At 72.1% G+C, this 12162-nt stretch carries 10 protein-coding genes; 4 read left to right on the plus strand and 6 right to left on the minus strand.

What is annotated here, in order from left to right; all coding sequences use genetic code 11:
• Positions 1-2: 2 nt before the first annotated feature.
• The 4 genes from OG700_RS27050 to OG700_RS27065 form a co-directional block, all read right to left on the minus strand.
• Positions 3-944 (minus strand): carbohydrate ABC transporter permease, encoded by a 942-nt coding sequence (locus tag OG700_RS27050; protein ID WP_405617913.1) that lies wholly within the window; start codon positions 942-944, stop codon positions 3-5.
• Positions 945-963: 19 nt separating this feature from the next.
• Positions 964-2298, minus strand: coding sequence for an ABC transporter substrate-binding protein (locus OG700_RS27055; RefSeq protein ID WP_405617915.1), 1335 nt, complete (start codon positions 2296-2298; stop codon positions 964-966).
• Between the two features lie 128 nt (positions 2299-2426).
• Positions 2427-3593 (minus strand): ROK family transcriptional regulator, encoded by a 1167-nt coding sequence (locus OG700_RS27060; RefSeq protein ID WP_405622001.1) that lies wholly within the window; start codon positions 3591-3593, stop codon positions 2427-2429.
• Between the two features lie 290 nt (positions 3594-3883).
• The gene (locus tag OG700_RS27065; RefSeq protein WP_405617917.1) at positions 3884-4957 is read right to left on the minus strand and encodes a mechanosensitive ion channel family protein; all 1074 of its coding nucleotides are present in this window, start codon (positions 4955-4957) and stop codon (positions 3884-3886) included.
• A 290-nt stretch (positions 4958-5247) separates the two neighbouring features.
• On the opposite strand from OG700_RS27065, the gene OG700_RS27070 reads away from it, so the two are divergent.
• On the plus strand, positions 5248-5784 hold the full coding sequence (locus tag OG700_RS27070) for an HNH endonuclease (protein ID WP_189107091.1): 537 nt from the start codon (positions 5248-5250) through the stop codon (positions 5782-5784).
• A gap of 94 nt (positions 5785-5878) precedes the next feature.
• Here OG700_RS27070 and OG700_RS27075 read toward each other — a convergent pair whose 3' ends face one another.
• Complete coding sequence (locus OG700_RS27075; protein ID WP_405617919.1) at positions 5879-8902, minus strand: beta-N-acetylglucosaminidase domain-containing protein; 3024 nt, start codon at positions 8900-8902, stop codon at positions 5879-5881.
• A gap of 260 nt (positions 8903-9162) precedes the next feature.
• On the opposite strand from OG700_RS27075, the gene OG700_RS27080 reads away from it, so the two are divergent.
• The 3 genes from OG700_RS27080 to OG700_RS27090 are packed head-to-tail and all read left to right on the plus strand — an operon-like array spanning position 9163 to position 11878.
• Complete coding sequence (locus OG700_RS27080) at positions 9163-9423, plus strand: hypothetical protein (protein WP_405617921.1); 261 nt, start codon at positions 9163-9165, stop codon at positions 9421-9423.
• Entirely contained in the window at positions 9424-11583 is a 2160-nt protein-coding gene (gene malQ, locus OG700_RS27085) for a 4-alpha-glucanotransferase (RefSeq protein ID WP_405617923.1), read from the plus strand.
• A gap of 58 nt (positions 11584-11641) precedes the next feature.
• Complete coding sequence (locus OG700_RS27090) at positions 11642-11878, plus strand: hypothetical protein (RefSeq protein WP_405617924.1); 237 nt, start codon at positions 11642-11644, stop codon at positions 11876-11878.
• Between the two features lie 83 nt (positions 11879-11961).
• On the opposite strand, the gene OG700_RS27095 is transcribed toward OG700_RS27090, so the two are convergent.
• Positions 11962-12156: a DUF397 domain-containing protein gene (locus OG700_RS27095; RefSeq protein WP_405617925.1), complete on the minus strand. Its 195-nt coding sequence runs from the start codon at positions 12154-12156 to the stop codon at positions 11962-11964.
• Positions 12157-12162 lie beyond the last annotated feature (6 nt).

The following is a 12162-nucleotide window of genomic DNA, read 5'->3' on the forward strand; positions in this document are numbered from 1 at the left end:
GGTCAGTCACCCGTTCCGATCAGTCCGCCGCGACGCCGCATCAGGAACGCGGTGAAGAGCATGGCCAGGGCGAACAGGACGAGCGCGACGACGCAGGCGGCGCCGTAGTCGAAGCGCTGGAAGCCGAGGTTGTAGACGAGCTGCGGCAGGGTCAGCGTCGACTTGTCGGGGTAGCCGGGCTCGAACTGCTGGCCCGAGCCGCCGATGACACCGGAGGCGACCTTGCCCGCGACCAGCGGCTGTGTGTAGTACTGCATCGCCTGGATCACACCGGTGACCACGGCGAACAGCACGATCGGCGAGATGTTCGGCAGCGTCACGAAGCGGAAGCGCTGCCACGACGACGCGCCGTCCAGCTCGGCCGCCTCGTACTGCTCCTTCGGTACGTCCAGCAGCGCGGCCATGAAGATCACCATCAGGTCGCCGATGCCCCAGACGGCCAGCGCCGTGAGCGCCGGCTTGGACCAGGAGGCGTCGTTGAACCAGCCGGGGGTGGGCAGCCCGAGGTCGCCGAGGATGGTGTTGACCGGCCCCGTACCGGGGTTGAGGAGGAACACGAAGGCCAGCGTGGCCGCGACGGGCGGGGCCAGGTACGGCAGATAGAACAGGGTCCGGAAGACCCCGGTGCCCGTCTTGATCTTGGTGATCAGCATGCCGACGCCGAGACCGAACAGCACCCGGCAGGCGACCATGACCACGACCAGCCACAGGGTGTTGCGCAGCGACGGCCAGAACATCGGGTAGTCGGTGAAGACGTACGACCAGTTCCCGAGCCCGTTCCAGACGGGGGAGTTGAAGCCGTCGTACTTCATGAAGGAGAAGTACACGGTCGACACGAGCGGATACGCGAAGAAGACCGTGAACCCGATCAACCAGGGCGACATGAACGCCACCGTCCGCAGCGCGCCCCCGCGCCGCTTCGAACGGAGCGTGTTGCCGGCCATCAGCAGACTTCCCGGCCCGCTACTTGGCCTGCTCGATGTCGCGGTCGATCTGCCGCGCGGTCTTCTCCAGGCCCTCCTGGAGATCCTTCACGGAGCCCTTCTCGTACTGGTAGCCGAAGTCCTGGAGCGTCTGCTGGTACGTCGCGCCGTTGATCGCGCCCGCGGGGGTGCTGGACTCCGGGTGCTGGGCGATGTCGAGGAACGTCTTGAAGCGCGGGTCGAACTTCAGGTCGGGCGACTTGAGCGCGGCGTACGTGGAGGGCACGTTGCGGATGCCGTTGGCGAACTCCACGACCGCCTTCGTGTCGGTGGTCATGTACTTCACCAGCTCCCACGCGGCGTTCTGCTTCTTGCTCTGCGGCGCGATGCCCATGATCGTGCCGGCGAGGAAGCCCTTGCCGTAGCTGTCGGCCTCGTCGTCGGCGACGGGCATCGGCGCCACGCCGATCTCGAAGCCGGCGCCCGCCTCCTTGGCCATGCCGAGCCGCCACTCGCCGTCCAGCTGCATCGCGACCTGACCGGTGTGGAAGGGGTGCTTGGCGCCCCACTCGTCACCGAAGGTGCTGCGGAACTTCTCCAGCTTCCGGTAGCCGCCCAGGTCCTCGACGAGCTTCTTCTGGTAGGTGAACATCTCGGCGAACGCCGGGTCCTTGGCGATGTTCGACTTGCCGTCCTTGTCGAAGTACGCGTGGTCCCAGCTCGACATGTAGTGCTCGACGACCGTCTCGTAGCCGTGGTACGTCGGCATCATGCCGACCCGCTCGTAGCTGTCGCCCTTGGGCTTCGTGAGCTTCTTGGCGACGTCGGCCAGCTCGGACATCGTCTTCGGCGGGGCCGTGACGCCCGCCTCCTTGAAGGCGTCCTTGTTGTAGTACAGCCCGTACGCGTCGCCGAGCAGCGGCAGCGCGCAGCGGTCGCCCTCGAACTCGGTGTACTGGAGCAGCACCTTCGGGAACGTCTTCGCCAGATCGATCTTGTCCTTCTTTATGAAGGGCTCAAGATCGGCGAAGGCGCCGGACGAGCAGAACTTGCCCACGTTGGAGGTGGTGAAGGACGACACGACGTCCGGGCCCTTCGAACCGCCCGCGCGCAGCGCCTGGTTGAGCTTGTCGTCGTTGATGTTGCCGACGACGTCGACCTTGATGTTCGGGTGGGCGTCCTCGAAGCGGCCGATGTTGTCCTTGATCGCCTTCACCTCGCCGGGCGCGCTCCAGCCGTGCCAGAAGGTGATCGTGGTCTTGGCGTTCGGGTCGTCCGTCGCGGAGTTGCCGGACTGCCCCGTACAGGCGGCGGTGAGGACGGACAGCGCGGCGACCGCGACGGCGGAGGCGGTCAGACGGCGGTTTCTGGGCATGACGGAACTCCCGGTGTCGGTGGGTGTCGGTCGGGACCTGAAAGGGGTGTGGCGGGGCTTCGAGGGGGCTTGGGAGGGCTTGCGGGGGCTTGTGCGCGCTTGCGGGGCCGGTCGGGCGCGGGGGCGGATCAGCGGGAGGTGTCGAAGACCTCGTCGCGGGTGGTCACCAGGGCGCTCTCCAGCGCGCCGCGCAGCACGGGGTTGTCCTGTACCTCTCCGATGACCAACCGGGGTCTGGACGCGGCCAGTTCGGCCAGCTCCGCCTGGACCAGCGCGCGCAGCGGTTCGCCGCCGGCGGTGGTCACCCCGCCGGCGAGGACGATGAGTTCGGGGTCGAGCACCGCCGTCACGGACGCGAGACCGGTGGCCAGCCGCTGTGCGAACAGCCGCAGCAGCTCGGCCAGGCGCGGGTCCTCCTCGTGTCCGGCGGCGGCCTTCGTAAGGAGGGCGGCGGCGACATCCGCGTACGGCTGCTCCGGCGTCTCGATGCCGAGGCCGCGGGCGAGGCGCGGTACGCACTGGGCGCCCGCCAGTTCCTGGAAGCCGCCGCTGTTGGCCCTGACCACCTGGCGTACGAGGGGAGTGCCCGGCACCGGCAGGAAGCCGACCTCGCCGGCGCCGCCGGTGAAGCCGCGGTGCAGCCGGCCGCCGATGACGAGGGAGGCGCCGAGACCTTCCTGGTTCCACAGCAGGACGAAGTCGTCGTGGCCGCGGGCCGCGCCCAGCCGCTGCTCGGCGACGGCCGCGAGATTCACGTCGTTCTCGTACTCGACGGGCATCGCCAGCGCGCCGGCCAGTTCGTCGAGCAGCGTGGGGGAGTGCCAGCCGGGCAGGTGCGAGGCGTACCGCAGCCGCCCGGTGGACGGGTCGAAGGCGCCCGGCGTACCGATGACGACGCGGTGCACGTCGCCGCGCGCCAGCCCGGCGGCCTTCACGGCCCCCTCCAGCGCGTCGGTCACCCGGGTCACGACGCCGTCGGCCGCCCGGCGCCCCGGCGTGGGCAGTTCGAACCGGCCGACGGTGGCGCCGGTGATGTCCGCGACGGCGGCGAGGATGCGCTCCGGGTTGACGTCGAGACCGGCGGCGTGGGCGGCGCCCGCGTTCACCGCGTACAGCTGCGCGTTGGGCCCCGGGCGCCCCTCGGTGGTGCCGGTGGCGACGACGAGACGGGCCGCCTCCAGACGGGCCAGCAGCTGGGAGGCCGTCGGCTTGGAGAGACCGGTCAGTTTGCCGATCCGGGTACGGGAGAGGGTGCCGTGCGCCAGCAGCAGATCCAGCGCGGCACGGTCGTTCATCGCGCGCAGGACGCGGGGTGTGCCCGGGGACGGCGTGGACGGGTCGCTCACGACGTGTGCACCTGCCTTTCGGCGACTGCTCTCCCCCGTGTCGTAGTTTCACAACACTGTTAGGAAAGTTTCCTATTTGATGGGAGGAAAGTAGGCCGCAGGTCGGGGAGCAGTCAATACCCGTTCACGTACGACGCCCCCGAGGCAACCAAAGCGTTACCTGCGGGGGCGCGGTTCACACGCTTCGCGTCGAGCCCGTCCGGCGATCGGAGACGGACGGACGGACGATCCTCCCGGCCCTACTTCGCCAGATTGGGGTTCGGGGCCTGCGGCGGTATCGGCGACGCCGCGAGCGACTGCGGCGACGTGGGGCTCGCCAGGGCCGACGGCGCGGACACACCGGCCGTCGGGTCGGCCGCCGCCGCCTCCGTGCCCGCCAGGGGCAGCCCGCCGACGATCTGGATCCCCGCCGCGTCGAACGCTTGCTTGATCCGCCAGCGCAGCTCGCGCTCCACGCCCAGCGCCTTGCCCGGCATCGTCTTCGCGCTCACCCGCACCGTCATCGATTCGAGCAGGACGGAGTCCAGGCCCAGGATCTCGACCGGGCCCCACAGGCGCTCGGCCCACGGGTCCTCCTTCGCCATCTTCTCCGCGACCGCGGTGATGACGTCGCGCACCCGGTCCAGATCCTCGGTCGGCCGGACCGTCACATCGACACCGGCCGTGGCCCAGCCCTGGCTGAGGTTGCCGATCCGCTTCACCTCGCCGTTGCGGACGTACCAGATCTCGCCGTCGTCGCCGCGCAGCTTCGTCACCCGCAGCCCGACCTCGATGACCTCGCCGGACGCGACGCCCGCGTCGATGGTGTCGCCCACGCCGTACTGGTCCTCCAGGATCATGAAGACGCCGGAGAGGAAGTCGGTGACGAGATTGCGCGCACCGAAGCCCAGGGCCACACCGGCGACACCCGCCGACGCGAGCAACGGCGCCAGATTGATGTTCAGCGCCCCGAGCGCCATCAGCGCGGCCGTGCCCAGGATCGTGAACGACGTCACCGACCGGAGCACCGACCCGATGGCCTCCGAACGCTGCCTGCGCCGTTCGGCGTTCACCAGCAGGCCGCCGAGCGCCGTGCCCTCGACCGCCGTCGCGCTGCGGTTCATCCGGGCTATCAGCTTGGTGATGGTGCGCCGCAGGACATGGCGCAGGACGAGCGCGATCACCATGATCAGCAGGATGCGCAGGCCGACGCTCAGCCAGGTGGACCAGTTCTGCTCCACCCAGCCGGCGGCGTCGTTGGCGCGCTCCGCCGCCTCCTCGAACGTGGCGGGCCCTGACGACGGGTCCGGGGCCGGCGCGGCGGACAGGGACACGGCGGGAACCTCCTGGAAATACGGGCGGGACCAACCACACTAACGGGGCATCGCGCGTGCGCCGGCGCCGTGCGCGGGGGAGAGACACTCCTCACCCGCCGGTACCGGGACGAAGTCCCAGGAAGGCGCGGGGGCGCGGACACGGCAGGTCAGGGGGTGCGGGGCGGGTGTGGGCGAAAACACTCCGAGCCCGTTACCAAGACGTGGTGGCGTTTCGACCAGCCATGAGGAGAGACTGAGACAGATCGTCCCGGCGCGAGCCACGCGCCGCCGGCGTAACTGGAGGCACCGTGCCACATGTCCTGGTCCTCAACGCGTCGTACGAGCCGCTCGGCGTCGTACCGCTCCGCCGCGCGCTCGTCCTCGTTCTGGAGAACAAGGCCATCTGCCTGGAGGAATCCGGCGCCTTTCTGCACAGCGAGACCCGCGTCCTGCCCGCGCCCAGCGTCGTACGCCTGAAGCGGTTCGTACGGGTCCCCTACCGGGGGCCCGTACCACTGACCCGCCGCGCGCTCTTCGCCAGGGACGGCGGACGCTGCATGTACTGCGGCAGCGTCGCCACCAGCGTCGACCACGTCATCCCGCGCAGCCGGGGCGGAAAGCACGTGTGGGACAACGTGGTGGCCGCCTGCCGCCGCTGCAACCACGTGAAGGCCGACCGGCACCTGCGGGAGCTGGGGTGGAGACTGCGCCACCAGCCCGCGCCGCCGTCCGGGCTCGCGTGGCGGATCATCGGGACCGGGCACCGGGATCCGCGCTGGATGCCGTATCTGCAACCCTTCGGCGCGGAGGACGCGGTGGCCCGGATCGACGGCATTTCCGCCTAGGATCCGGGCCTTTGTCGTGCCCGGTGCGTGCCCGGTCCGTGCCCGGTGCGTGTTCGGGCCGCTCCCGGGCCGCTCCCGGCCCGTCACTGTGTCCTCAGTCGCCGGACGGACCGCGTTCTGTGTCCTCCGCCACCGCGTACGCCTCCACGGACCACAGCGAGTATCCGAACTCCGTCGCGCGCCGCTCGCCCTGGATCCGGATGAAGCGGGTGTCCTTCGCGTCCATCCGGACCGACTCGCGCCCGCCCTTGCCCTCCGACACGCGCGCCGCGTCCCGCCACACGCGCCCGTCGGCCGACACCTGGACCCGGTAGTCGCTCGCGTAGGCGTCCTGCCAGTTCAGTACGGTCCGGCCCAGCCTCACCGGCTCCGCCAGCTCCGCCTGCCACCACGCGCCGTCCTCGACGGGTGACGACCAGCGGGTGGCCGGGTCGCCGTCGGCCGCCGCGGCGGCCGGGAAGTCGGGCGTCTCGTCGCCGGACGACGAGACCGTGACGGCCGGCGTCCTAAGGAGGTCGGGGCCGCCCGTACGCGGCGAGGCCCGCACCGTCAGGACGCGCTCCTCACCGCCGAACGTCAGCGGGACCCGGTAGGTCCCCGCCGCGGTGCCCTCGGGGACGCTGACCCGGACCGGCACGGTCGTGACGACGCCGCGTGGCACCGTCACCCGCTCGGGCACCGTCACCTTGACGCCGTCCGGGGCCTTCGCCGTCAGCGCGCCGCTGATCGGGCCGGGGCGCCGCGCCTCCAGTTCCGCGTCGACCGTCTCCGCCTTCCCGCCGATCTCGGCGTCCGCGACGCTCCGGGCGAGATCGAGCCGCACCCGCGGCTCGTCGGTGAACCACGGCACGACACGCCGTACCGACGGCGCCGTCCCGCCCGGCCAGGTGATCCGTACGGCGTCGGCGCGCAGCCCCTTGGCGTCCGTCTGGGTCCAGCCGGTCGTCGACACCGGGCCCAGCCGCCGCCAGCCCTCACCGTGAACGTGCGCCTCCACCGAGGCGCCGTCGCCCGTCCCGGGCTCCGTCATGGTCGTGATCACGCCGACGGGGCGGGTGCGGCCGACACCGACGGTGTACGCGTCGGTGCTCCGGGTGGCGCGGGCCTCCGGTCCGGCGGAGCGGTCGGCGCCCGTCCAAACCGCCGACTCCTTGGCCGCGCGGTCGAGGAACGGGTCGAGTACGCCCTCGCCGACCGTGACCGCGCTGCCGCCCGCCGCCTCCCGCAGCGGTTCGAGGTCGAGCGACGCCTGCCAGGCGGCGTCGCCGTCGCCCCGGGCCTGCGCCTGGAGCATGTCGACCGACAGCTCCCCGGCCCGGCCGTAGCGCGCCAACTGCTCGCTCCACGGCCGTACTTCGTCGTCCAGTCGGCCGTCCGCCGTGCCGGACAGCCGCTCCGGTGTCTGCCGCATCACGGTGAAGGCCGCCCGCAGCCGCCCCGCCGCCGCGTCCCTGGCCTTCGGGTTCTTCGCGGACGCCGCACCCGTACGGGTGCTCCAGAACTCCTTCAACAGAGGGCGCAGATACGCCGACTCGGTCGGGTTCAGGATCGACGAGGAGTCGTTCCCGGCGAGCGCGCCGATGGCCTCACGGGCCTTGGGGTCGCCGTCCGCGAGATCGTCCATGGCCGCCTGCCAGGACTCCTGCGGCCGGTAGCCGCGCGGGTTCCAGGCGTAGTCGGCGGCCGTGAACAGCGGGATACGGGACGCGGACGGCTGCTCACTCGCGTTGGCGAGGAGCGCGGCCGAACCGGCGGCGACGGCCGGCTCACGGCCCGTGTAGGGGCCGAGGAAGATACGCCCGCGCTCGTAGTCGTTGACCGGGTAGTTGTCCATCGTCACCAGCGGGTGCTTGAACGCCTCGCGCGCACCGGCCAGTTCGGTGCCGGTGATGGTGCGCGGCACCACCCCGACGCCCGTCCACGCGACCTGGACCCGCCCGTCGAGGTCGGCGGCGAGCGCCGTGCGGTACTCGGTGGCGCCGTCCTGGAAGTACTCCGTCGGCATCACGGTCAGCGGCTCGGCGCCCGCGTGCCGCCGCGCGAGGTGCCCGGCCATCGCGTTCGCCACGCGCGCCTGCGCCTTCGCGGCGGCGCCGGGACCCGAACCGAAGGTGTCCCGGTCCGCGTCGCAGTGCCACTCGCTGTAGCTGACGTCCTGGAACTGGAGCTGGAAGGCGCGCACGCCCAGCGCCCACATCGCGTCGACCTTGCGGTTGAGCGCCTTCACGTCGTCCTGCGACGTCATGCACATCGCCTGGGCCGGTGCCACGGCCCACGCGAGCGTCACATGGTTGCGTCCCGCGCGCTCGGCCAGATCGCGGAACTCGGCCCGCCGCGCGGCGGGGTACGGCTCGCGCCAGCGCGCCTGGCGGAAGGCGTCGTCGCCCGGCGCGTAGAGGTAGCGGTTCTGCTTGGTGCGCCCCATGAAGTCCAGCTGCGCCAGCCGCTCCTGATGGCCCCAGGGCTCCCCGTAGAAGCCCTCCGTCATTCCGCGTACGGCCGTGCCCGGCCAGTCGCGCACCAGGACACCGGGGACCGTTGCCCGGCCCGGCTTGCCGCCGATCAGCTGGCGCAGGGTCTGCGCGGCGTGGAAGAGACCGTCGTCGCCGACGCCGTCGAGCGCGACCGTCCCGCGGCCCGCGACGGTGCCCACGGCGATCCGGTAGCCCCCGGAGGGGAGATCGGTCCGCTCCCGTGCCCGCAGGGTCCTCAGGGCGTCCTGGGCGCCGCTGCCGCCCGCGAGCACGACCGGGCCGCCGCCGGGCGGGAGAGTGGCCGCGGGGCGGCCGGAGGCGGGCGGGGCGGCCGTACGCACCGTACGGACCCCGGCCTCGCGCAGCGTCTCCGTCAGGGCCGCCACGGCGTACGGATCCGCGTCGGCGGGCGCGACGACGGTGACCTCGTCACCGAGGGCGACGGTTCGGCCGCCCGCCTTGAGCGACTGGGGACGGGGCCAGACGGCGGGCAGCGCCGACTCGCCCTCGCCGTCGGGCGTGGTGGCCGCGGGGGAGCCCGGATCGGCGGGGGCCGCCGTCGCGCCGGGTGCCGTACCGAGGAGTCCGCCGATCACGGCGACCGCGACCGCCGTCGCCGTCCGCTTCCTGCGCCCGAGTTGCACGTCCCTGCTCCCCTTGTGGCTCGCCGGTCTCCTTCGATGGGCGTCGAGCCCACCACCCCGGCGTGAAGGTGTCAATGCGCGTGGCCGTTGTGTCTGTTTTGCCCGTTGTGATAGGTAGGGGGGATCAACTCCCGCTCGGGGAACGCATCGTGACCCGGGGCACGTTTACCGGAGCAGTACGTCTGCGGCCGTGCCGACTGGGTAGGGCTGCTGTGTCCCGTTGAATTCGAGTTGTTCCGAGCCATTTTGGAGGCGCCGCCATGGCCGCATCCGCACAGTTGCTTCTCTCCGCCCTTTCCAAACAGGTGGTTCCTGGTGACCCGGCCGGCGAAGAACCCCTCGCCGTCACCCTGCCCGGACCGCTGACCAGCGACATCCCGGGCGGCCCGCTCACCAGCGAACCGCCCCTCGCCGACGCCGCACCGCTCACCAGCGAGCCCCCGCTCGCCGACGCGGCACCCCTCACCAGCGAGCCGACCGCGCCCGGTACGGCCGGTGGCACGGAGTTCTCAGGAGTCTGAATGGGCCTGGCCAGGCTCGCGGCGCTGCACGGTGTCGCCACCGTCCACTCACCCGGCCCCGACGTCACCGTCCCGGTCCCCGACGAGACGGTCGTCGCGGTGCTCGCCGCGCTGGGCGTCGACGCGTCCACGGACGAGGCCGTCCGGACCGCGCTGACCCGCGCCGAATCCGCCGCCGCGAACCGCCTGCTGCCACCCACCGTGGTCGTGTGGACCACCCCCGCCGAATCGGACGGAGCGGTACTGCCGCCCGCGCTTCCGCGGGCGCTGGCCGATCTGCCGCCCGGCACGGCCCTGCGGGTGGAGACCGAGGAGGGCGACACGGTCGAGTGGCCGTCGCTCGACGCCGCCGCCGGTCCGGCCCCCGGCTCCGCCGCTGTCCTTGCCCCCGGCTCCGCCCCCGTGAGCCGTTCCTGGCCCGATCTGCCCCTCGGGGTGCACCGGCTCGCCGCCGTCGCCGCCGACGGCCGTACGGCGGGCGCCGTGCTCGTCGTCGCGCCGCGCGAGGTGCCGCAGCCGCCGCCCCGTACGCACGGCTTCCTCGTCCAGCTCTACTCCCTGCTGTCCACCCGCTCCTGGGGCATGGGCGACCTCGGCGACCTCGCCGAACTCGCCACCTGGTCCGGCCGCGCGCTGGGCGCCGGCTTCGTACAGATCAACCCGCTGCACGCCGCCGTCCCCGGCGACCCGACCGACCCCTCGCCGTACCGCCCCTCCTCGCGCCGCTTCCCCGACCCCGTCCATCTGCGGGTCGAGGCCGTCCCCGAGTACGCGTACGTCACCGGCCGGGGCGCGGAGCGGCTCGACGGGCTGCTGGAGCGGGCCGCCGGCCTGCGCGCCGCCGTCCTCGACAAGGGCGAGCTGATCGACCGCGACGCCGTGTGGCGGCTCAAGCGCGCGGCCCTGGACACCGTGCGCGAGGTCCCGTTCGGCCCCGGCCGCCGCGCCGCCTACCACCACTACCTGGCCGAGCAGGGCCAGGCCCTGGAGGACCACGCCACCTGGTGCGCCCTCGCCGAGGTGTACGGCTCCGAGTGGCACGACTGGCCGCAGGGGCTGCGCGACCCGCGCTCCGCCGAGACGAGCCGCGCCCGGCACGAACTGATCGACCGCGTCGACTTCCACTGCTGGCTGGCCTGGCTCACCGACGAACAGCTCGCGGCGGCCGGCCGCGCGGCGCGGGACGCCGGCATGGCCGTCGGCATCGTCCACGACCTCGCGGTGGGCGTGCATCCCGGCGGCGCCGACGCCTGGGCGCAGCGCGACGCGTTCGCCGAAGGCATGTCGGTCGGCGCCCCGCCGGACGCCTTCAACGCCCACGGCCAGGACTGGGGGCTGCCGCCCTGGCGCCCCGACGTCCTCGCCGCCTCCGGCTACGCGCCGTACCGAGGACTGCTCCGCGGCCTGCTGAGGCACGCGGGCGCCCTGCGCATCGACCATGTGATGGGCCTGTTCCGGCTCTGGTGGGTCCCGGCGGGCGCGGACCCGACGCGGGGCACATATGTGCGCTACGACGCCGAGGCGATGCTCGCCGTCCTCGTCCTGGAGGCGCACCGCGCGGGCGCCGTCGTCATAGGGGAGGACCTGGGCACGGTCGAGCCCGGCGTACGGGAGGCGCTGCACCGGCGCGGGGTGCTCGGCACGTCCGTGCTCTGGTTCGAGCGCGACTGGGCGGGGACCGGCCGTCCGCTGGCCCCGGAGAGCTGGCGCGAGGATTGCGTCGCCACCGCCACGACCCACGACCTGCCCTCCACCGCCGCGCGCCTCACCGGCGAGCACGTGGAGCTGCGGCACCGGCTGGGGCTGCTCGGCCGTCCGCTGGAGCAGGAGCGGCGCGAGGAGTCCGCCGAGGTCGCCGACTGGCTGGGCACGCTCACCCGGCTCGGGCTGCTGGCGCCGGACGGCGGCGACGAGGAGGAGCAGATCCGCGCGTTCCACCGCTTCCTGCTGCGCACACCGGCGCGCATGGTCGGCGTCTGGCTGCCCGACGCGGTGGGTGACCGCAGACCGCAGAATCTGCCCGGCACCTGGGACCAGTATCCGAACTGGCGGCTTCCGGTCGCCGACGCGCAGGGCCGGCCGCTGACGCTGGAGGAGCTGGCCGCCTCACCCCGGTTGCACGCCCTGATGGGCGTATTGCGGCCCTCTGTGGCGACTTGACACCTTGTACGGGACCCCCGGCCGCGCACCCGCCCCACGCGTTCGCTACGTTGGCACCGTGGACAAGAAGAACGCCCTGCGCGCCGGCGCTGTCGTGGCCGGAACGACGCTGATGATGCTGCTCATGTCGTCTCCCGTGTTCGCCCTCACCCCTGACGACGGTGACGACCCGGGACCGGGCCTGACGGTCGTGGAGACCCTCGGCCTGTACGTGGCGGCGCCGCTGGCGCTGTTCGCGGTGATCGCCGGACTGGTGATGGTCCTCGACAAGTCGAAGAAGGAACACCGGGTCTGACCTACCGGGACCGACTGGGCGTCGCCCGACACCTCATCAGGTGCCGGGCGACGCTTCTGTGTGTTCTGCCCGTGCCGCACGCGTCAGAGCAGGTGGTCGAACTCCCCGGCCTTGATGCCCAGAATGAGCGCTCCGAGTTTTTTACGGTTTGTGGTCACGATATTTTCCGGGCTGTCGCTCTCACGTATGAAGATTCTTCCAGAAGTGGCGGAAATCTCTACGCACTCCCCGGCCCCCTGGGAGAACGATGATTTCTGCCAACCGGTTTCTCTGCCCACGAATAC

This window comes from Streptomyces sp. NBC_01508 (genome assembly GCF_045040315.1).
Lineage (GTDB): Bacteria > Actinomycetota > Actinomycetes > Streptomycetales > Streptomycetaceae > Streptomyces.

Coding starts and splice junctions, on each gene's coding strand:
- OG700_RS27055 (WP_405617915.1), bottom strand. CDS start 2,298: ATGCCCAGAAACCGCCGTCTGACCGCCTCCGCCGTCGCGGTCGCCGCG.
- OG700_RS27080 (WP_405617921.1), top strand. CDS start 9,163: ATGGCCGCATCCGCACAGTTGCTTCTCTCCGCCCTTTCCAAACAGGTG.
- malQ (WP_405617923.1), top strand. CDS start 9,424: ATGGGCCTGGCCAGGCTCGCGGCGCTGCACGGTGTCGCCACCGTCCAC.
- OG700_RS27060 (WP_405622001.1), bottom strand. CDS start 3,593: ATGAACGACCGTGCCGCGCTGGATCTGCTGCTGGCGCACGGCACCCTC.
- OG700_RS27050 (WP_405617913.1), bottom strand. CDS start 944: ATGGCCGGCAACACGCTCCGTTCGAAGCGGCGCGGGGGCGCGCTGCGG.